The sequence below is a fragment of the Kitasatospora cystarginea genome, assembly GCF_039533515.1.
GTDB classification, from domain to species: domain Bacteria; phylum Actinomycetota; class Actinomycetes; order Streptomycetales; family Streptomycetaceae; genus Kitasatospora; species Kitasatospora cystarginea.
In genome coordinates this window covers 65974-87089 of record NZ_BAAATR010000021.1, presented here as the reverse complement: position 1 = coordinate 87089, position 21116 = coordinate 65974, and the positions used below count along the sequence as shown (strand labels likewise).

Below are 21116 nucleotides of genomic sequence, written 5' to 3'. Positions count from 1 at the left end.
GCCGGAGCGGCCCGCCCGCTGTCCGATCTGCCCAGGATGTTCGTGACCTCCCCTTTCCGTTTGGTGCGCAGCCCCCTCGCGCAGCCCGCCCCGCCCGTGCTGGACGAGTACCAGCGAGCCGTGGCCGAGCACCCGGGCGGCCCGCTGCTGGTGCTGGCCGGCCCGGGGACGGGCAAGACCACGACCCTGGTGGAGTCGGTGGTCCGGCGGATCGAGCGCGGCACCGACCCCGAGAAGATCCTGGTCCTCACCTTCAGCCGCAAGGCCGCGATGGAGCTGCGTGACCGGATGACCGGTCGCCTCGGCAACGGCGGGCTCGCCCCGCAGGCCACCACCTTCCACTCCTTCTGCTACGCGCTGCTCCGCTCCCACCAGGACCCCCAGGCGTACGCCGAGCCGCTGCGGCTGCTCTCCGGCCCGGAGCAGGACGTGATGGTCCGCGAGTTGCTGGCGGGGCATGCCGAGGACGCCAGGTCGGGCGTGGGCGGGATCAGCTGGCCGATGGACCTGCGCGCCTGCCTGACCACCCGCGGCTTCGCCGACGAGGTCCGCGCCGTGCTCGCCCGCAGCCGCGAACTCGGCCTCGGCGAGGCGGAGCTGAGCCGCTTCGCGGACGGGGTGCAGCGTCCGGACTGGGCCGCCGCCGCGCACTTCCTCGCCGACTACCTGGACGTCCTGGACCTGCGCGGCGTGCTCGACTACGCCGAGCTGGTGCACCGCGCGGTCCTGCTCGCCGAGCGGCCCGAGGTGCGCAAGTCGCTGCGCGAGCGGTACGAGGTCGTCTTCGTGGACGAGTACCAGGACACCGACCCCTCCCAGGTCCGGCTGCTGCGGCAGCTGGCGGGCGACGGCCGGGACCTGGTCGCGGTGGGCGACCCGGACCAGTCGATCTACGCCTTCCGCGGTGCCGACATCAACGGCATCCTCGACTTCCCCGAGTCCTTCCCGCGGGCCGACGGCCGTCCCGCCGAGGTCAGGGTGCTGCGGGTGTCCCGCCGCTCGGGCGCGGTGCTGCTCGCCGCCACCCGGGAGCTGACCCGCCGGATGCCGATGGGCCGGCTGCCCGCGGACAAGCTCGCCCAGCACCGGGCGCTGCTGCCCTCCCGCGAGGGCGGCCGGGTCGAGGTGTACACCTACCCGACCCCGGGGGCGGAACTCGACAGCATCGCCGATCTGCTGCGCCGCGCCCATCTGGAGGACGGCATACCGTGGGGCGAGATGGCGGTCCTGGTCCGGGCCGGGGCACGCTCCATACCCGGCGTACGGCGGGCGCTCGGCGCGGCCGGGGTCCCGCTGGAGATCGACGGCGACGACCTGCCGCTGCGCGGCGAACCGGCCGTGGCCCCGCTGCTGCTCGCCCTGCGGGTCTGCGCCCGCCCGGCGGACGAGTGCACCGCCGAGACCGCACACACCCTGCTCACCGGCCCGCTCGGCGGCCTGGACGGCTCCGACCTGCGGCGCTTGGGCCGCGCCCTGCGCGAGGAGGAGCGGCAGGCGCTGCGGGCGGCGGACACCGACGGGGCCGCGGACGGGCGGCCCGGGGCCGTACGCTCCGCCGAGGAGCTGATCCGAGAAGCGCTGGCCGAGCCCGAGCGGCTGGTCGCGATGGACCCGGCGTACGCGCGGCGGGCCCGCGACCTCGGCACGCTGCTGCGCAAGGTGCGGGAACTGCTGGCCGGTGGCGGCGGCGCCGAGGAGGCGCTGTGGGAGCTGTGGGAGGGCAGCCGCCGCTGGCGCGAGCGGCTGGAGCGGGCCGCGCTGCGCGGCGGCGCGGCGGGCCGCAACGCCGACCGCGACCTGGACGCGCTGTGCGCGCTGTTCGAGACCGCCGCCCGCGCCGAGGAACAGGTCGCGGGCCACCGGGGCGCGCTGGACTTCCTGGCCGAACTGGAGGCCCAGGACATCGCCGCCGACACCCTGACCGTCCGGACCGTCCGCCCGGACGCGGTGCGGCTGATGACCGCCCACCGGTCCAAGGGACTGGAGTGGCGGCTGGTCGTGGTCGCCGGGGTCCAGGACGGCCTCTGGCCGGACCTGCGCCGCCGCGGCTCGCTGCTGGAGGCCGACCGGATCGGCCGGGACGGCCTCGCCGAACCGCTCTCCCCGACGGCCCTGCTCGGCGAGGAGCGCCGGCTCTTCTACGTCGCCGCGACCCGGGCGAAGGAGCGGCTGGTCGTGACCGCCGTCAAGGCGCCCGCCGAGGACGGCGACGAACCCTCCCGCTTCCTGCGCGAGCTGTACCGGGAGGAGATCGACCCGAGGACCGGGCGGGTGCGCAACCGCACCCCGCAGGTCGCCGTCGAGGACGTGACCCATCGGCCGCGCCGCCCGCTGTCCGTGTCCGCGCTGGTCGCCGAGCTGCGGGCGGTCACCGTCGACCCGGCGCTGGAGCCCGGGCTGCGCCGGGCCGCCGCCGAGCGGCTGGCCGTGCTGGCCGCCGCCGTGGACGAGGACGGGGTGCCGCTGGTCCCGGCCGCGCACCCGGACCGCTGGTGGGGCCTGCTGGACCGGTCGGAGTCCGCCGAGCCGCTGCGGGAGGCGGCCGAACCGGTCCGGCTCTCCGGCAGCGGGCTGGAGCAGTTGGAGAGCTGCGCGCTCCAGTGGTTCCTGGACAAGGACGTCAAGGCCGCCGGGACCGCCACGGCCGCCCAGGGGTTCGGCAACGTGGTGCACGCCCTGGCCGACGAGGTCGGCTCGGGGCGCACCCCGGCCGACCTGGCGGTGCTGATGGAGCGCCTGGACACGGTCTGGGACGCGCTGGCCTTCGACGCGCCGTGGAAGTCCCAGCAGGAGAAGGAGCAGGCGCGCGCCGCCCTGGAACGCTTCCTGCACTGGCACGTCCTGGAACGCGGCCGCACCACCGTGGCCACCGAGCACGGCTTCGACCTCACCCTGCCGGTCGGCGGGATCAACGTACGGATCCGGGGCTCGATGGACCGGGTCGAGCGGGACGCGGCCGGCCGCGCGTACGTGGTGGACTTCAAGACCGGCAAGCAGATCCCCACCGAGAAGTCGCTGCCCGAACACAAGCAGCTGGCCGTCTACCAGCTCGCCGTCCGGGGCGGAGCGCTCGCAGGCCTGCCCGGGTTCGAGTCCGGCGCCACCTCCGGCGGGGCCGAGCTGGTGCACCTGCGGGAGCCCGCGAAGGGTGCCCCCGAGGCGCCCAAGGTCCAACAGCAGGGGTCGCCGGACGGCGAGCCGTGGATCGAGAACCTGCTCGCGGACGCGGCGGGACGGGTGCTCGCCGAGCGCTTCGTGCCGACGGCGAGTGACGGCTGCACCCGCTGCGCCTTCCGCAGCAGCTGCTCGGCCCAGCGCGACGGGCGCCAGTTGATCGAGTGAGGCCGGCGGAGCCAGGGACTCCTCGGGGGCAGGCGGGGCAATCGACAGGAGCGCGGGAAGCCGCGCGCTCCGGCAGGCACACCGGTTTGTCGGAGGTACCGGTTAGCTTGGAGTGCGTGCGTGCCGTGCTCAGTGACCCAGAACAGCTGAAGGAACTGCTTGGCATCCCGTTCAACCGGGAGCAGATGGCGGCGATCGGCGCGCCGCTGGAGCCCGCCGTGATCGTGGCCGGAGCCGGGTCGGGGAAGACCACGGTGATGGCCGCCCGGGTGGTGTGGCTGGTCGGCTCGGGTGCGGTCCGGCCCGAGGAGGTGCTGGGACTCACCTTCACCAACAAGGCGGCGGGCGAGCTGGCCGAACGCGTCCGGGACGCGCTGCGCCGGGCCCGGGTGCTGGACGCCGACGAGGAGGTGCTGGGCGAGCCGGAGATCTCCACCTACCACGCCTTCGCAGGCAGGCTGCTGAAGGAGCACGGCCTGCGGCTCGGCATCGAGCCGGACGTCCGGCTGCTCGCCGACGCCACCCGCTTCCAGCTGGCCGCCAAGGTGCTGCGCTCCGCGCGCGGCCCCTACCCGGCGCTGACCGGCGCCTTCTCGGGGCTGGTCGCCGACCTGATCGCGCTCGACGGCGAGCTGGCCGAGCACCTGGTCGAGCCCGCCGGGCTGCGCACCTTCGACCAGGACCTGCTGGACGAGCTCGCCACCGCCAGGCTCAGCAACGACGACCTGCGCGCCGTCCCACAGACCGCCCGGGCCCGGCTGGAACTGCTGCAGCTGGTCGAGGAGTACCGCCGCCGCAAGCAGGCCCTCGGGCTGATGGACTTCGGCGACCAGATAGCCGCCTCCGCCCGGCTCGCGCAGCAGCGCCCCGAGGTCGGCGAGCTGCTCCGGGCGCAGTTCAGGGTGGTGCTGCTGGACGAGTACCAGGACACCTCGGTGGCTCAGCGGCTGATGCTCTCCGGCCTGTTCGGCAGGTCGCGCACCGCCTGTGGGCATCCGGTCACCGCGGTCGGCGACCCCTGCCAGGCGATCTACGGCTGGCGCGGTGCGTCCGTCGCCAACCTGGACGACTTCCCCGCCCACTTCCCGCGCCGCGACGGCAGCCCCGCCACCCGGTACGCGCTCAGCGAGAACCGCCGCAGCGGCGGGCGGCTGCTCGCCTTCGCCAACGAGTTGGCCGCGCCGCTGCGCGCGATGCACCAGGGCGTCGAGGCGCTGCGCCCCGCGCCGGGGGAGGAGCAGAGCGGGTTCGTGCGCTGCGCCCTGCTGCCCACCCACGCCGAGGAGATCGACTGGCTGGCCGACTCCATCGCCCACCTGGTCGCCACCGGCACCGCGCCCGGGCGGATCGCCGTGCTCTGCCGGGGCGGCGCGTCCTTCGCGGACATCCACGCGGCACTGGTGGCCCGTGAGGTGCCGGTGGAGGTGGTCGGGCTCGGCGGGCTGCTGCAGCTGCCCGAGGTGGCCGACCTGGTCGCGGTCTGCGAGGTGCTGCAGGACCCGACGGCCAACGCCGCGCTGGTGCGGCTGCTGATCGGCCCGCGCTGGCGGATCGGCCCGCGCGACCTCGCCCTGCTCGGCCGCCGGGCCGCCGAACTGGTCCGCACCGCCCGCCCGGAGGGCGTGGACGCGCTGAGCGTCGCGGTGGCCGAGACCGACCCGACCGAGGTGGTCTCGCTGGCCGACGCGCTGGAGACCTTCCTGGAGGCCGAGCAGCCGGACGAGCTGCCGTTCTCCGCCGAGGCCAGGGTGCGCTTCGCCCGGCTCGCCCAGGAGATCCGCGAGCTGCGCCGGACGCTGGCCGAGCCGCTGATGGACGTGCTGCACCGGGTCCTGGCGGTGACCGGCCTCGAGGTGGAGCTCGCCGCCTCCCCGCACGCCCTGGCCGCGCGCCGCCGGGAGACCCTGCACGGCTTCCTGGACGTGGCCGCCTCCTTCGCGGACCTGGACGGCGACCCGGGCCTGACCGCCTTCCTGGCCTTCCTGCGGGCCTCCCAGGAGTACGAGCGCGGCCTGGACAGCAGCCTGCCCGGCGGTGAGGACACCGTGAAGGTGCTCACCGCGCACAAGTCCAAGGGCCTGGAGTGGGACGTGGTCGCCGTCCCCGGGTTGGTGAAGGACGCGTTCCCGAGCGGCAAGGGGCGCGAACGCTGGACCAGCACCAAGAAGGTGCTGCCGCACGCCCTGCGCGGTGACGCGGCCACCCTGCCCTCGGTCGGGAAGTGGGCGCCCAAGGAGATCGGGATCTTCAAGAAGGCGATGGCCGAGCACTCCGCCGTCGAGGAACTGCGGCTCGGCTACGTCGCGTTCACCCGGCCCCGCGCACTGCTGCTCGCCTCGGGCCACTGGTGGGGGCCCAGTCAGAAGCGGCGGCGCGGGCCGTCGGGCTTCCTGCTGGAGTTGAAGGCGCACTGCGAGAAGCCGGGCTGCGGCGAGGTCGAGCGGTGGGCCGAGCCGCCGCTGCCCGATGCCGAGAACCCGGCGCTGGCCATCTCGGTGGAGACCCCGTGGCCGCTGCCGCTGGATGAGGCCGCACAGGCCGCCCGGCGCCGGGTCGCCGAGCTGGTGCACCGCCGTCTGGCCGGTGAAGTCGCCCCCGAGCCCGAGGAGTTGAGCCCGGAGGTGGAGCGTCAGGTGGCCTCCTGGGACCGTGATCTGACCGCGCTGTTGGGGGAGTTGGAGCGTTCTCGGCGCGCGGTGCGCGAGGTGCCGCTGCCGGCCTCGATGTCGGCCTCCCAATTGATGCGCCTGGCTTCCGATCCGGACGGCTTCGCCCGCGAGTTGGCCCGCCCGATGCCCCGGCCGCCGCAGCCCGCCGCCCGCCGGGGCACCCGGTTCCACGCCTGGGTGCAGTCCCGGATCGAGCCGCTGATGCTGATCGAACCCGGCGCCCTGCCCGGCGTGGACGACGACGGGATCGAGGACGAGCGCGACCTTGAGCAGCTCAAGGAGGCCTTCCTGCGCAGCCCGTACGCGGACCGGACGCCGTACCGGGTCGAGGCGCCGTTCCAACTGGTGCTCGCGGGGCGGGTGGTGCGCGGCCGGATCGACGCGGTGTACCGGGAGCGTGACGGTGGCACAGGGTCACCGGGCGTGTCGCGGTACGAGGTGGTGGACTGGAAGACGCACCGGGACGAGACGGCCGATCCGCTGCAGCTCGCCATCTACCGGCTGGCCTGGGCGGAGCAGACGGGTGTCGAGCCCGAGCAGGTCACGGCTTCGTTCCTCTATGTCCGCAGCGGTCGTGTCGTAAGACCGTCAGGACTTCCCGGCCGAAAAGAGTTGACCGAGCTCCTGATCGGGAATAGTGAAGAATGAGTCACGCAGAGCATTCAAGTCGTCACAGGACCGCGCGAAACCTGTGCGCGGTGCACTTTTCGCGCCTATTGTGAGGTCGGTAACCGGTCAACCCCAGTGCTCCGGCCGCCGACGAGGACGAAGTTCCTGACCCTCTGTCATCACCGCAGGTGTCCCCTGACACCGGCCACCTTTCGCTGGAGAGACCGAAGTTGAGCGCGACCGGATGGATCAGAGAGCGGCTCGCGGGGCCGGTCCCGGGAGCCGTTCCAGGAGCCGTCACCGGCACCTGGCCGAAGACCGCCCTGGCGCTGCCGTTCATCGGCATGCTGCTGGTGGTCTCCCTCGACTACTTCAGCAACTCCTCGGTGACGGTCGAACCGGCCATCACCGCGGTCCCCGCGCTGGCCGCCGTGGTCAGCAGACGCACCTGGTACCCGCTGGTGATCGGCCTGTTCACCGAGCTCGCGGCCTTCGTGATGGCGCTCTACAACGATGTGCTCGGCCAGTCCGTGCACACCGCCACCGTCTTCGCCATCGCACTGGTCGCCGGCATCGGCTGGGTCAGCGCGACCCTGCGGCTGCGGCAGGAGAAGGCCCTCGCCGACGCCCAGGTGGTGGCCGAGATCGCCAGGCGGGTACTGCTGCGCCCGGTCCCCGACCGGGTCGGCAGCGTGCGGGCCGCCGTCCACTACGCGGCCGCGGCGGCCCACGCCCGGATCGGCGGCGACCTCTACGAGGTGGTCAACACCCGGCACGGCGTCCGGGCCGTGGTCGGCGACGTCCGGGGCAAGGGGCTCAACGCGGTGGAGACGGCGGCTGCCGTGCTCGGCGCGTTCCGCGAGGCCGCCCACCAGGAGCCCGAGCTGGCCAAGGTGGCCGGCTGGCTGGCCGTCAGCCTGGACCGGGCCCTGCACGAGAACGACCACCCCGGGGTCGAGGAGGAGTTCGTCACCCTGGTCCTGATCGGGGTCGGCCCGGACGACGTCGCGGAGATCGTCAACTGCGGTCACCCGGCACCGTTGTTGCTGCGGGCCGATGAGCCGGTGAGGGCGCTGGAGTCGGCGGAGAGCGTGCCGCCGCTCGGGGTGCTCGATCCGGCCGACGTCCGGCCGCCGGTGCACCGGGTGCGGGTGCACCCCGGGGACCGGGTGCTGCTCTTCACCGACGGCGTGATCGAGGCCCGCGACCACCGGGGCGTCTTCTACCCGCTCGCGGAACGCCTTCCGCAGGTCGCCTCCGGCGGCCCGGTCGAGATCCTGGACCGGATCCACGACGACGTCGTGCGCCACGTCGGCCGCACCCTGGGGGACGACGCGGCGATGCTCCTGCTGCAGTACGAGCCGACCGCCCATCACCTCCCGCACCAGCCGGACCACCAGGCGGCCGCCCCGGCCTGACGGGTGCGGGTGGACGGCCCCTCAGAGCGTGACCTCGACGACCAGGGGCCGGTGGTCGGAGACCGCCGCCCGGGGGGCCGAGGCCGGCCCGACGGCGGTGCGGGGGACGCCGATCGCCAGGACGTGGTCGAACTGGACGGCCGGGTTGTGCGAGGGGTAGGTCGGGGTCCTCGCCAGGTCGTACCAGCCCTGGAGGCGCGGCCGCGGCTCCCGTGCCCGACGCCGGCGCGCCCCCGGCTGGATCGCCTGCGCCGCCCGCAGGCGCCGGGCCGCCCGCAGATCACGCCGCGGCGGCTGCTCCGACCTCCGCTGCCGCGCGGTCTTCAGGTCCAGCGCGGTGGCCCCGCCGAGCACCGCCTTGGGCATCGCGCCGATCAGGTTGAAGTCGCCGAGCACCAGGTACGGCTTCGGCAGGTCGGCGATCCACCGCCGGATGCCCGCGAGTTGGGCCATGTTCCAGCCGGGCACGAAGGACAGATGGGTGGCGACCACCGTGAACGGCCCCCGCTCGCCCTCCAGCACGGCGGCCACCGCGGCGCGCGGCTCGTCCGGTACGGGCGTCAGCCCGCGCCGCCCGGCGACCCGCAGCGGCAGTCCGAACGGCGCGGGCGCGAACCTGCGCGCCCGCCAGTGCCGCACCGGAAGCCGGGTGAGCAGCGCGGTGCCGTACGAGGGCAGGTCGGTGGCCGTGTCGATCTCGCCGGGCCCGTACACCTGGAGACCGGGGACGGACGGGTCGGGCACCCAGCCGGCCACCGGGGCCGGGCGTCCGTGCAGCGCGGCGGCGAAGCGCCAGTCGGCGGCGCCCATCGCCTTGGCGGCGGTGGCGGCCTGGTCGACCAGGCCGGAGCGCACCTGGTAGCGGTCGACCTCCTGGAGGGCGAGCACATCCGCGTCCAGTCCGGCGATGGCCTCAAGCAGCGGGTCGGCGGCCTCGGGCGGATAGGGCAGCGGGCTGCCGTCGGCGGCCAGGGGCTGACCGTGCAACAGGTTGAAGGTGGCGATGCGCAGCTGGCTCACCGTACGACGGTACCGGCTGAGCTTGAGTGGGTGGGGCATGCCCGGTACACATACCGGGTATGTCCATCCGCCACGCTCTGCTCGCCCTGCTCGACCAGGGGTCGTGCTACGGCTACCAGCTCCGGGTTGAGTTCGAGGCCCGCACGGGCGCCACCTGGCCGCTGAACGTCGGACAGGTCTACACCACCCTGGGCCGCCTGGAGCGGGACGGGCTGGTCGCGCCGCACGGTGCGGACGCGGAGGGGCACCTGTTCCACGCCGTCACCGAGGCCGGCCGCGCGGAGCTGCGCAACTGGTTCGAGACGCCGGTGCCCAGGGAGAACCCGCCGCGCGACGAACTCGCGATCAAGCTGGCGATGGCGGTCACCGTGTCGGGGGTCGACGTCTCGGCCGTCATCCAGGGGCAGCGCCGACACAGCACGAAGGCGCTCCAGGACTACACCCGGCTCAGGGACCAGGCACTGGACGGCGACACGGATCGCCGGGAGGACCTGGGCTGGCTGCTGGTGCTGGAGCAGCTGATCTTCCGGACCGAGGCCGAGATCCGCTGGCTGGATAACTGCGAGAGGCGGCTGGTGCGGCGCCGCCCGGAGGGGGCGAGCTCAGAGCTTCCGCCCGCCGAGGCCCCGACGGGCCGGCGCGGCCGGATCTGATCAACTGCAGCGGACTCACCGGACGGGCCGAAGCGAGGGGACCGTCCGCGCTGCCGGGCGGGTCGGCCCGGGGCGGCCACGGCCGATGCGTGACGGAGGTTACTGGCCCCTGCGCGGACGGTACGGGCGGACACCCACACGGGCGAACTAAAGTCGTCCGTATGACGAAAACCCCGGACAGCGCCGTCCGCTCCTACATTGACCAGCACCAGGCCGCATTCCTGCAGGACCTCTCCGAGTGGCTGAGCATCCCGTCCGTCTCCGCCGACCCGGGCCGCGCCGGTGAGGTCCGCCGCTCCGCCGAGTGGCTGGCCGCGAAGCTGGCCGAGACGGGGTTCCCGGTGGCGGAGGTCTGGGAGACCGACGGGCTGCCGGCCGTGTTCGCTCAGTGGCCGTCCGGGGATCCGTCCGCCCCCACCGTCCTGGTGTACGGCCACCACGACGTGCAGCCCGCGGCCAGGGAGGACGGCTGGGCGACCGAGCCCTTCGAGCCGACGATCGTCGGCCGGCAGCTGTTCGCCCGTGGTGCGGCGGATGACAAGGGACAGGTCTTCTTCCACACCCTGGGTGTCCGGGCGCACCTGGCGGCCACCGGCCGTACCGCCCCCGCAGTCAACCTCAAGCTGCTGATCGAGGGCGAGGAGGAGTCCGGTTCGCCGAACTTCGCGAACCTGGTCCGCCGCGAGGCCGAGCGCCTGGCCGCCGATGTGGTGATCATCTCGGACACCGGCATGTGGGCCGAGGACACCCCGACCCTGTGCACGGGCATGCGCGGCCTGGCCGACGCCCAGATCGACCTCTACGGTCCGGACAGCGACATCCACTCCGGCTCCTTCGGCGGTGCCGTCCCCAACCCGGCCGACGTCGCCGCCTCGCTCGCCGCGGGCCTGCACGACGCCGACCGCCGGGTGGCGATCCCGGGCTTCTACGACGGCGTCGTCGAGCTGACCGAGCGGGAGCGCGAGCTCTTCGCCGAGCTGCCCTTCGACGAGGCGCAGTGGTTGAAGGTCGCCAAGTCGTACGGCACCCAGGGCGAGGCGGGCTACACCACCCTGGAGCGGGTCTGGGCCCGGCCGACCGCCGAGGTCAACGGCATCTGGGGCGGCTACACCGGCCCCGGCGGCAAGACCATCGTGCCGGCCGAGGCGCACCTCAAGCTCTCCTTCCGGCTGGTCGCGGGCCAGGATGTCGAGAAGGTGCACGAGGCCGTCCGCTCCTGGGTGGCCTCGCAGGTGCCCGAGGGCATCCGCTACGAGCTGGTCTTCCCGGGTGCCACCCGGCCCTGCCTGACGCCGCTGGACCACCCGGCGCTGCAGTCCGCCGTCCGGGCGATGGGGCGGGCCTTCGAAAAGAAGATCCTCTTCACCCGCGAGGGCGGCTCCGGCCCGGCCGCCGACCTGCAGGACGTGCTCGGTGCGCCGGTGCTCTTCGTGGGCATCTCGGTGCCCTCGGACGGCTGGCACTCGATCAACGAGAAGGTCGAGCTGGACCTGCTGACCAAGGGCGTCGAGACCGCCGCCTACCTCTGGGACGACCTGGCCGAGAACTTCCGTCAGGCGTGAGTGCCGATCACCACGTGCAGTTGACAACCAGAACGGGGATGGACCGAGTTGAGCACCGTGCCTGATACCAAGCCTCTCGCCCTGGCTCGCGCCGGCGTGGACCGGGCTGCACAGCACCGGTTCGACGAGCCGTGGCTGGCGGCGGCCTGGAGTCACCCGAGCACCAAGGTGCTGCCGATCTCCGGCGGCGAGGTCTTCGTGGTCGACACCGAGGTGGGCACCGAGCTGGTGCTGCTGCCTTCCTTCCAGGTGCCGCAGGAGGGCGACCGGTACTTCCTCGGTACCGACGAGGACGGCGTCTCGTACTTCGCGCTGGCCGGCGAGAGCCTGCCCGGCCGGCTGGACGGCGACGCCCGCCCGGCCGGGCTGCGCGAGGTCGGAGCGCTGCTCTCGGACCGCGACGCCGGGCTGCTGGTGCACGCGGTCGCGCTGGAGCACTGGCACCGGCTGCACAGCTTCTGCTCCCGCTGCGGCCATGCGACCGAGAAGGCGGGTGCCGGGCACGTGCGCCGGTGCACCTCCTGCGCCGCCGAGCACTACCCGCGCACCGACCCGGCGGTGATCATGCTGATCACCGACGAGCAGGACCGCTGCCTGCTCGGCCGACAGGCGATCTGGCCGGAGGGCCGCTGGTCCACGCTGGCCGGTTTCGTCGAGCCGGGTGAGTCGATCGAGCAGGCGGTGGCCCGGGAGGTCCGGGAGGAGTCCGGGGTCAAGGTCGCCGAGGTCCGGTACGTGGCCAGCCAGCCCTGGCCGTTCCCGGCCAGCCTGATGCTGGGCTTCCTGGGCAAGGCCGCTCCGGACGGCACCGCGATCACGGTCGACGGCGAGGAGCTGGCCGAGGCGCGCTGGTTCTCCCGCGAGGAGCTGCGGGCCCAGATGGCCGCGGGCGAGATCTTGCCGCCGTCCGGAATTTCGATCGCGCGTCATCTGGTCGAACTCTGGTACGGCGAGCCGCTGTCCTAGACGACTCACCGGCAGTCGTCGGCCCGCAGGATCGAATAAGGGCGTGCAGATAGTCTCTGCACGCCCCTTCGGGCTTTATTGTCGGATTAATTTGATCGATTCCTTGGCTGGATTCGATGGCTTCCGACCGTGATTGTCGGGGTTGTCCGGGAACGGGTCCGGGCGATGGCCGGGGATCTTCCTGGCCGGCCAGGCGGCCGCCGTGGGCTGTCCGGGGCGGCGCGTTGCCGATCGGCCGGGTGCGCGTTGTACCGGTGCGCGGTACTGGCAGGGGCGCGGATCCACCACCGGTGCGCCGGCCGGAATGCGGTACCGGATTCGGCGGAGGTGTCACCGCCCGTCCGCAACCGTTCCGGTCCGGATCAATGCCTGAATCCCCGATCCCGGCCGGTATTGGCCGGTTCCGCTGAAATGGCGCAAGCCCTCTCGCTACATTCACTGGGGTGACAATCCCAAGGGGCAGTGCCCAATCACCGAAGTACCAGCGCCTGGCCGCCGATCTGCGCCGCCGCATCGCGGCCGGGGAGTGGCCGAGCGACGTCCCGCTCCCGGTCGAGGGAGAGCTGGAGCAGCAGTACGGCGTGGCCCGCAACACCGTCCGCCTCGCGGTCGACGTGCTGGTCAACGAGGGCAGGCTGGTCCGCCTCCAGGGCAAGGGGACCTTCCTCAAGGAGCACCCGGTGCTGGACCACCGGGCGTTCGGCCCGGCGCCGGCCCCCGGTCTGCCGGACTGCCTGACCGCACCCTCCGAGGTCTACCCGAAGGAGGCGCAGGCGGCGGGCCGCCGGTTGACGGTGGACTTCGAGATGCTGATCGTCCGGGCCCGGGTGGACGTCGCCGAGCGGCTCGGGATGCGGCCGGGCGAGGCGGTGGTGGTCCGCCGTCAGCTGCGACTGATGGACCGTGAGCCGTACTCGATCGAGGAGAGCCACTACCGGGCGGGGCTGGCCGCCGGCACGCCGCTGATGGAGCCGGACCCGGTGCCGGGCGGCGACGAGTCGGTGCTGGCCGCGCTGGGCCGTACCGAGATCGGCGCGGTGGACCACCTGGTCTCCCGGATGCCGGGGCCGGAGGAGTCGGCCTGGTTCCAGGGCGGTCCCGGTGTGCCCCTGCTGGTGCAGACCAGGGTCACGTACGACCGGCGCGGCCCGGTCCGGGTGGTCGAGTCACGCTACTCGGCGGACCGCTGCCGGTTGGTGTACGGCCTCGGCGAGCTGGCTGCCAGGCCGGTGCCCCAGGCGGGCGGCGGCCCCGGGCCGGAGCCGGCCGAGGCCACCGCCGAGTTGATTCCGGGTCAGGCCGCCAAGGCCTTCTTGACCTGAAGCAGGCTCGGGTTGGTCATCACGACCTGCTCGCCGCCGCCGACCGGCCGCACGAGCACGGTCGGCACGGTCTGGTTGCCGTTGTTCACCGACTCGACGAAGGACGCCGAGGTCGGGTCCTCCTCGATGTTGATCTCGGTGTAGCCGATGCCCTCGCGGTCCAGCTGGCTCTTGAGGCGGTTGCAGTACCCGCACCAGGTCGTGCTGTACATCGTGACGCTGCCGGACATGGCGATGGGCTCCTTAGGGAAGGGGGCGTGCGTTCTGTGACGAGAACATACGGAGTGCTTCCGGCATTCCTCGTGCGCCCGGCGTGTGACGTAGCACGCGCGCCGGTTTGCGGGGCGATTGTCCGACCATCTCGCGGGGCCTGTGGATAACCCGGAACGGAATGTCGGCCGACCCTGCGAGGATGGACGGCATGCAGCAAGAGCTCCTGGGCACCTCCGGCCCGTACGACACCCTCCGCCCCGCCGGTGGGGCGGCGCTCGGCGCCGACGCCGTGCTGGCCGGGCTCGACCCCGAGCAGCGGGCGGTGGCCACGGCCCTGCACGGGCCCGTGTGCGTCCTGGCGGGCGCCGGCACGGGCAAGACCAGGGCCATCACCCACCGGATCGCCTACGGCGTGCGCAGTGGTGTCTACCAGCCGCAGCAGGTGCTCGCCGTCACCTTCACCGCCCGGGCCGCGGGTGAGATGCGCGGGCGGCTGCGCCAGCTCGGCGCCGAGGGCGTGCAGGCCCGCACCTTCCACGCCGCCGCGCTGCGCCAGCTCCAGTACTTCTGGCCGCGGGCGATCGGCGGTGAGGTGCCCAGACTGCTCGAGCGCAAGGTCCAGCTGGTCGCCGAGGCGGCCGGCCGCAGCGGCCTGCGGGTGCAGCGCACCGAGTTGCGCGACCTCACCGGCGAGATCGAGTGGGCCAAGGTCACCCAGATCGTGCCGGACGACTACCCGGCCGCCGTGGTCAAGACCGGCCGCGAGGCCCCGCGCGACCCGGCCGAGATCGCCCGGGTCTACGCCACCTACGAGCAGGCCAAGCGCGACCGCGGCGTGATCGACTTCGAGGACGTGCTGCTGCTCACCGCCGCGATCCTGGAGGACCGGCCGGAGATCGCCGAGCGGGTCCGCGCCCAGTACCGCCACCTCACCGTGGACGAGTACCAGGACGTCTCCCCGCTCCAGCAGCGCCTGCTCGACCAGTGGACGGCGGGCGGCGCCAGCCTCTGCGTCGTCGGCGACGCCAGCCAGACCATCTACTCCTTCACCGGGGCCACCCCCGACTACCTGCTGAACTTCCGCAATCGGCACCCCGAGGCCACGGTGGTCAAGCTGGTCCGCGACTACCGCTCCACCCCGCAGGTGGTCCACCTGGCCAACGGCCTGCTCGCCCAGGCCGGGGGCCAGGCCGCCCGGCACCGCCTGGAGCTGGTCTCCCAGCGCGAGGCCGGTCCCGAGCCGGTCTACGTCGAGTACCCGGACGAGCCGACCGAGGCCGAGGCCACCGCGCACGCGGTCGAGAAGCTGCTCGCCCAGGGCGTGCGGGCGAGCGAGATCGCCGTCCTGTTCCGCACCAACGGCCAGTCCGAGGTCTACGAGCAGGCACTGGCCGACCTCGGTATCTCCTACCAGCTCAAGGGCGCCGAGCGGTTCTTCGAGCGCCCCGAGGTGAGGGACGCGGTGATGTTGCTGCGCGGCGCCGCCCGCGCCGGGGCCGACCCGCTGACCGCAGATGCGCCCGACCTCGCCGGGCAGGTCCGCGCGGTGCTGGCCAGCCGGGGCTTCACCCCGGTGCCCCCGGCCGGCTCGGGCACCGTCCGCGAGCGCTGGGAGTCGCTGGCCGCCCTGGTCCGGCTCGCCGAGGAGTTCGAGGCCGCCCGCCGCGGCGCGGGCGAGCCCTGCGACCTCGCCGCCTACGTCACCGAGCTGGACGCCCGCGCCGCGGCCCAGCACGCCCCCGCCGTCGAGGGCGTCACCCTGGCCTCGCTGCACGCCGCCAAGGGTCTGGAGTGGGACGCGGTCTTCCTGGCAGGCCTCTCCGAGGGCACCCTGCCGATCATCTACGCCAAGACCGACGAGCAGATCGAGGAGGAGCGCCGACTGCTCTACGTCGGGGTCACCCGGGCCAGGGTGCACCTGACGCTGTCCTGGGCGCTCGCCCGCTCCCCGGGTGGCCGGGCGAGCCGCAAGCCCACCCGCTTCCTGGACGGCCTGCGACCGGGCTCGGGCGCCCCCGGCGGGCGCTCGCGGGGCGGCCGCGGCGGGGTGGAGTACGGCGCCGAGCGTCCGGCCGCCCGCCGCTCGCGCGGCCCGGTCAAGTGCCGGGTCTGCGACCGCACCCTGACCGACGCGGTGGAGCGCAAGCTGCGCCGCTGCGAGGACTGCCCCTCCTCGATGGACGAGGCCCTGTACGAGCGGCTGCGCGACTGGCGGGCCCGGCAGGCGAAGAAGCAGGGCGCCCCGGCCTATGTGGTGTTCACCGACGCCACTCTGATGGCGATCGCCGAGGATGTCCCCACCAGTACCGGCGAGCTGGCCCGGATCGCGGGCGTCGGCGCCATGAAACTGGACAAGTACGGGGCTGCCGTGCTGTCGTTGTGTGCTGGGGAGGTACCCGAGGACGAGTCCGAGGGAGACCAGCAGGGGGAGATCACGGGGGGAGACTCGGGGGAGTCGGACGAGCCGGCCTAGCCGCTCGGAAGACCGCTCCGGAACCCGCCTCGGAACTCGCCGAAAAAATAGTTTGCGCGTCGTGCTGGGAGCGCAATAGCCTGCCGGAGCGGTCAAGGGGACAAGACCGCGAGCTGTACGGGGTCACTCCTGAAACAGCTTTCCCCTGCGCACCATCAGCCATGCCTGAGCTTTGCTGTAGCTGAACTTGCAGTACCTGAGCTAGACCTGACAGACATTCGAACATCGGAGCCCGGGGGACTGGGCACCGCGAGACGCCGAGAGGAGGCGATGACAGTGGGAACCAAGATGATCACCAAACTGACTGGCCAGACCGTCGTCGCCATGCCTTGGCGTGCCCTCTCGCAGTTCGCCTTCTGCACCCCGGCCTCCGCCGCGCAGCTGCGTGACGTGGCCGTCCTTGCCGAACGCGGTCTGGGTCTCGACGCCACCGGTCTCTCTGTCGCCGATACCGCCGTTCTCGGCGGCGCCACTGTCAGTGGCGTTGGCAACACTGAAGCCACGTCCGTCGAGGCGGGTCTGTCCCGTGTCGAGCGACCGCTCCAGGCATCGAAGGCCGTCGTAGCCGCCGTCAAGCATGGCGTCTATGCCCAGGTCATCGGTGCCGGAGCAACCCAGAAGCAGGAGCAGCAGCAGATTAACCAGGCCACGGCCGCCTTTGCCGGCGCCATGGCCACCCGGATGCGGGCCTTCCGCGGGCCTGGACCCTGGAGAGAGCGAACCTGAGTCACCCTCAGGTCGGCACTCCAGGGCCGCGGAAACCCGTACACCGGGATCCGCGGCCCTTCTGTTTGTTCGGTACGTCAGACCCACCCTGGCCCCTCGGGGCCTCCGATCCAACCCCACCAGTAGGTCCGGATCGGAACCACAGAGAGAAGACGAGGAACACCCACAGTGTCCACGGTCATCACACCGCCACTCCCGTCCGTACCGACAGACAACACCAAGGCCGACCAGGCCGACCCTCCGGAGGTTTCCCTCATGCAGCTCACCGCGCTCGACGACGCCGAGGCGCTCGGACAGCCCATCCCGTGTCGCGCCTTCGACCCCGAGGTCTTCTTCGCGGAGACGCCGGCGGACGTCGAGTACGCCAAGTCGCTCTGCGGCACCTGCCCCGTGAAGGAGGCCTGCCTGGCCGGTGCGCTGGAGCGGCGTGAGCCCTGGGGCGTCTGGGGTGGCGAGCTCTTCGTGCAGGGCGTGGTCGTCGCCCGCAAGCGGCCCCGGGGCCGTCCGCGCAAGAACGAGGTCGTGGCATGACCCCCGCGAAGTCCGCGGCAGCCGTCCGCCGGGGAGAGCAGCCCCCGCTGGACAGCGCGCTTCGGCACTCCATCCGCGTCGCCGCCGCCAAGGCGGACGCAGAAGCCTCCCGTCCCTTCCCGAGCAAGTACCACGAGCAGGACCACCACATGACCCCCGCCGCCATCGACTCCGCCGTCCGCGCCGAGCAGAGCACTGAACTTCAGATCCAGAACAGGACACGCGAAATGCATCTTCTCCAGGAATCCCTGGCACGGGCCCATATGCAAGAGCGCTTGCAAGAGGCCGAGCACCAACGTCTGGCCGTCCGCGTCGCGCGGGCCGCGAAGCTGAAGCGCCGGGCCGAGCGCGCTTCGCTGCGCGCCCGCAAGGCGCTTGCGGTCGCCGTGATGTAACCGGCCTCCGCGCCTTGCGGTTTGACACCCGCACCCCCGTACGGCGATGGCCGCTCCCCTGCTCGCAGGGGAGCGGCCATCGCCGTACGGGACGCTGTCCGGGCGTCAGCTCTCCTCCAGGACCTCCGCCAACTCCTCCTCCGCGGCGCTCTCCCCGGCGAAGCCGGGGAGCCACTCCAGCATCTCGGCCCGGAACGGAGCCTTGGCGCTCAGCTGGCAGAGCACCCCGATGGTGCTGAGGGTGACCCGGTGGATGAGTAGGTACGCGGGCGGCAGATTGAGCTGCTTGCCGAGGTTGTAGGCGGGCGAGCGGGGATCGGCGATCCGGGTCGCCTGAGCGCGCATCCAGCTGCGGGTGAAGTGGAAGGTGTCCACGGTGGCCGGCTCGATGATCGGCAGCAGGTACTCCAGGACCGCGTCCGGATCCAGCTCGATCGACGGCTTGACGAAGCCCTCCTCGCGGAGCATCTCCAGAACCCCGGCGGCGTCCCCGGCCAGGGCCATCCGTAGTGAGTCCCCGATCGGGGCGGGCAGGCCCTCGGGCAGCCGGTCCACGGTACCGAAGTCGAGCACGCCCAGGCGCCAGTCGGAGGCCGCCCGGCCGTCCTTGATGAGGCGGAAGTTGCCCGGGTGCGGGTCGGCGTGCAGCAGGCCGGTCCGGGAAGGGCCGGCGAACAGGAAACGGGCGAGCAACTGGCCGGCCCGATCGCGCTCGCGCTGGGTGCCGCCCGCGATCACCTCGGCGAGCGGGATGCCGTCCAGCCACTCGGTGACCAGTACCTGGTCGGTCTGGGCCACCACTTTGGGCACCGTGATGTCAGGGTCGTCGGCGAACTCCTCGGCGTGGCGGCGCTGGGCCTCGGCCTCCAGCTCGTAGTCGAGTTCCTCGGAAACCCGCTCGCGCAGCTCGGAGATCAGCGGCTTGATGTCGAGCCCGGGGATCAGCGGGCCCAGCAGCCAGGCGACCCGGCCGAGTTGGGCGAGGTCGGAGAGGAGTGCCTCACCGGCGCCCGGGTACTGCACCTTGACCGCGACCTCGCGTCCGTCGTGCCAGACGGCCCGGTGCACCTGGCCGATCGAGGCGGCGGCGGCCGGCTTGTCGTCGAAGCTCAGGAAGTTCTCCCGCCAGTCCTTTCCGAGTCGTTCGGCCAGCGCGGCGTGCACGGAGGCGGCGGGCATCGGCGGTGCGGCGTCCTGAAGCTTCGTCAGGGCCGCCCGGTACGGTCCGGCGACCTCCTCGGGCAGCGCGGCCTCGAAGACCGAGAGCACCTGCCCGAACTTCATTGCGCCGCCCTTCAACTCCCCCAGGACCTTGAAGAGTTGGTCGGCGGTGGCCTGCTGGAGCTCGGCGGTGACCACCTCCGCCGAACGTCCGCCGATCCGCTTGCCGAGGCCCAGGGTGGCGCGTCCGGCTATCCCGAGGGGGAGGGCGGCGAGCCGAGCCGTACGGGTCACTGCCTTGCGGGGAAGATCGCTCACCCGGGGGCCTCCCAGTCAGTTGTCCCCGTCGGTCACAACCGACCGGAGGATGGTGGTCACTACGCCATTGTGCCCGCTCGCCGGAGCTGTTCGGTCGAACGGTCCCATGCGATCGAGTCCCTTGAACGAAACCGCTGTTCGCGCTGATGATCACGTGAACGGCCGGTGACACGGCGGGGTCGGGGCGCGCAGAGGGCGCGCCCCGGTCGTCGGGGGCGCGTGTCAGGCCGGATGCATCGACTCCCCGGTGGCCGGCCGGGGTCGGGGCACCGACTGCCAGAGGCAGCCGCAGTCCGGGTGGCTGGGCAGCCGCAGCCGCCGGGCCATGCCGTCGGCGGCCGAGATCTCGTACCAGCCGTCGATGCTCGGCGGGCTCCCGCCGTCCAGGTACAGCTGGACGTGCAGGGCGGCGAGCCCGGCCACCGCGGTGGCGAGCGCGCTGTCGCAGGCGGGCGTTCGAGGCCGCCCCGGGCCCTCGTCGCCGAGCTGGGCGAGGAGCCTGGGCCAGGACTCGTCCTCGTCCCGTCGGGCCAGCGTGGCGCAGCTGCCGCAGGCCGAGGCGCCCGGCAGGACCAGCGGCCCGACGACGCCCAGGTGCTCCAGTACGCCGACGTACAGATGCGGGACGCCCGCGCGCATCAGCCGGTGGGCCTCGGCCGCCGTGCCGGTGAAGGCGCCGCTGCCGTCCCGAGGAGCCAGTACGACCAGCATCGGCGGCGCGTCCGCGTCCGGCGTCCGGGAGCCGCGGCGGTGCCGCTCCCCGTCCGGGGATCCAGCGGCCCGGTGCACCACGTCCCGGGCGGCGGTGGTGCGCAGCCGGCCGATCTCGGTCGGCGGGTAGCCGGCGGGGGAGCAGTCCTGGGCCGTGACGCGTCCCCGGTCCAGCACGGTGACCGAACCGACCCCACCCGCGGCGAGAGCGGTGGCGACCGCCGCCCCCACCCGCCCGGCGCCGCGCACCTCCACCCGGGCCCGGCTGCGCCCCCGGAGCACGGCCGGGGCCTCGCCGGGCGCCGGATGGACCAGGGAGAGCGAGGCCAGGTCGGGGCCGAGCAGGTCCTGCTGCGGGCGCGGATAGCCGGCCAGGGTCCCGGCGGTGGCCTCCGCGTCGTCCAGCAGGCCGTTCTGCGCCAGGGAGGCGAGCAGCTGCTCGGCCACCGCGCTGCCGAGACCGAGCCGCTCACCGGAGGCCAGCAGGGCGCCGTGCTCCCGGGTGCCGTCGATCAGGTCCAGGAAGGCGGCGACGGGCTGGTCGACCTGTTCGACCAGGTGGGCGTGCCGATGGACGGTGCCGAACTGGAGGGTGTCTCTGTCCCGCCAGGCGCGGGAGAGTGCGGGCTTGAGCATGGGCCTGGAGACGGGGTGCATGGTGGTCCTCCGGCGCGGTGCGGGGCGGCGGTGCGGGTCGGGATGAGGACGGCGGTGCGGGGTCGGTGCAGGGCGGTCGGTACGAGGTTGGCGCGGGTGCTGTCCGGGTGTTCCCGACGGCAGGATGCCCGATCGAGCCGGCGGCCCGGCGCCGGTTGTCCACAGGTGCTGGACGATGATCCGACGATCGTTCCGCACAGCCTGTGGACAACTTCCGGGCCCGGCCGATCCGGAGTTCCGTCCCGCTCGACCAAGTGAACACTTCGGCCACGGCAGCGGACTTCTGTCGGTGACACCGGGTAACGTCGGGTGTTATGGCAGCCGAAAGGGACTCCCAGCCTTCGGTGTCGACCAGGCGTGCCCGTGCAGC

The 21116-nt window shown here is 73.0% G+C and carries 15 protein-coding genes; 11 read left to right on the top strand and 4 right to left on the bottom strand.

Annotated features, from left to right (window positions below; genetic code table 11):
• Positions 1-36 precede the first annotated feature (36 nt).
• From ABD369_RS22755 to ABD369_RS22745, 3 genes are all read left to right on the top strand, one after another.
• Positions 37-3342 (top strand): ATP-dependent helicase, encoded by a 3306-nt coding sequence (locus ABD369_RS22755; protein ID WP_344638348.1) that lies wholly within the window; start codon positions 37-39, stop codon positions 3340-3342.
• A gap of 116 nt (positions 3343-3458) precedes the next feature.
• On the top strand, positions 3459-6659 hold the full coding sequence (locus ABD369_RS22750) for an ATP-dependent helicase (RefSeq protein ID WP_344638347.1): 3201 nt from the start codon (positions 3459-3461) through the stop codon (positions 6657-6659).
• Between the two features lie 191 nt (positions 6660-6850).
• Positions 6851-8038 carry a PP2C family protein-serine/threonine phosphatase gene (locus tag ABD369_RS22745; RefSeq protein WP_344638346.1) on the top strand — a complete coding sequence of 396 codons (1188 nt, stop codon included), beginning with the start codon at positions 6851-6853 and terminating at the stop codon, positions 8036-8038.
• Positions 8039-8059: 21 nt separating this feature from the next.
• On the opposite strand, the gene ABD369_RS22740 is transcribed toward ABD369_RS22745, so the two are convergent.
• Positions 8060-9058 (bottom strand): endonuclease/exonuclease/phosphatase family protein, encoded by a 999-nt coding sequence (locus tag ABD369_RS22740; protein WP_344638345.1) that lies wholly within the window; start codon positions 9056-9058, stop codon positions 8060-8062.
• A gap of 59 nt (positions 9059-9117) precedes the next feature.
• Here ABD369_RS22740 and ABD369_RS22735 point away from each other — a divergent pair, with 59 nt between their 5' ends.
• The 4 genes from ABD369_RS22735 (at position 9118) to ABD369_RS22720 (ending at position 13561) form a co-directional block, all read left to right on the top strand.
• Positions 9118-9711 carry a PadR family transcriptional regulator gene (locus tag ABD369_RS22735; RefSeq protein WP_344638344.1) on the top strand — a complete coding sequence of 198 codons (594 nt, stop codon included), beginning with the start codon at positions 9118-9120 and terminating at the stop codon, positions 9709-9711.
• A 161-nt stretch (positions 9712-9872) separates the two neighbouring features.
• Positions 9873-11273, top strand: coding sequence for a dipeptidase (locus ABD369_RS22730; protein ID WP_344638343.1), 1401 nt, complete (start codon positions 9873-9875; stop codon positions 11271-11273).
• Positions 11274-11321: 48 nt separating this feature from the next.
• On the top strand, positions 11322-12239 hold the full coding sequence (nudC, locus tag ABD369_RS22725; protein ID WP_344638342.1) for an NAD(+) diphosphatase: 918 nt from the start codon (positions 11322-11324) through the stop codon (positions 12237-12239).
• Between the two features lie 443 nt (positions 12240-12682).
• Positions 12683-13561 carry a GntR family transcriptional regulator gene (locus tag ABD369_RS22720; RefSeq protein WP_344638341.1) on the top strand — a complete coding sequence of 293 codons (879 nt, stop codon included), beginning with the start codon at positions 12683-12685 and terminating at the stop codon, positions 13559-13561.
• On the opposite strand, the gene ABD369_RS22715 is transcribed toward ABD369_RS22720, so the two are convergent.
• On the bottom strand, positions 13534-13791 hold the full coding sequence (locus ABD369_RS22715) for a mycoredoxin (protein WP_344638340.1): 258 nt from the start codon (positions 13789-13791) through the stop codon (positions 13534-13536). The two genes, ABD369_RS22720 and ABD369_RS22715, sit on opposite strands and share 28 nt — an antisense overlap.
• 182 nt (positions 13792-13973) lie before the next feature.
• Here ABD369_RS22715 and ABD369_RS22710 point away from each other — a divergent pair, with 182 nt between their 5' ends.
• From ABD369_RS22710 to ABD369_RS22695, 4 genes are all read left to right on the top strand, one after another.
• Complete coding sequence (locus ABD369_RS22710) at positions 13974-16247, top strand: ATP-dependent DNA helicase UvrD2 (RefSeq protein WP_344638339.1); 2274 nt, start codon at positions 13974-13976, stop codon at positions 16245-16247.
• A 288-nt stretch (positions 16248-16535) separates the two neighbouring features.
• Complete coding sequence (locus tag ABD369_RS22705) at positions 16536-16973, top strand: hypothetical protein (RefSeq protein WP_344638338.1); 438 nt, start codon at positions 16536-16538, stop codon at positions 16971-16973.
• A 168-nt stretch (positions 16974-17141) separates the two neighbouring features.
• On the top strand, positions 17142-17504 hold the full coding sequence (locus tag ABD369_RS22700) for a WhiB family transcriptional regulator (protein ID WP_344638337.1): 363 nt from the start codon (positions 17142-17144) through the stop codon (positions 17502-17504).
• A 149-nt stretch (positions 17505-17653) separates the two neighbouring features.
• On the top strand, positions 17654-17899 hold the full coding sequence (locus ABD369_RS22695; protein ID WP_344638402.1) for a hypothetical protein: 246 nt from the start codon (positions 17654-17656) through the stop codon (positions 17897-17899).
• Between the two features lie 105 nt (positions 17900-18004).
• Here the strand turns inward: ABD369_RS22695 and ABD369_RS22690 are convergent, their stop codons facing one another.
• Together ABD369_RS22690 and ABD369_RS22685 are read right to left on the bottom strand one after the other, a co-directional pair.
• The gene (locus tag ABD369_RS22690; RefSeq protein ID WP_344638336.1) at positions 18005-19378 is read right to left on the bottom strand and encodes an ABC1 kinase family protein; all 1374 of its coding nucleotides are present in this window, start codon (positions 19376-19378) and stop codon (positions 18005-18007) included.
• Between the two features lie 222 nt (positions 19379-19600).
• Complete coding sequence (locus tag ABD369_RS22685; protein WP_344638335.1) at positions 19601-20746, bottom strand: ThiF family adenylyltransferase; 1146 nt, start codon at positions 20744-20746, stop codon at positions 19601-19603.
• Positions 20747-21116: the final 370 nt, after the last annotated feature.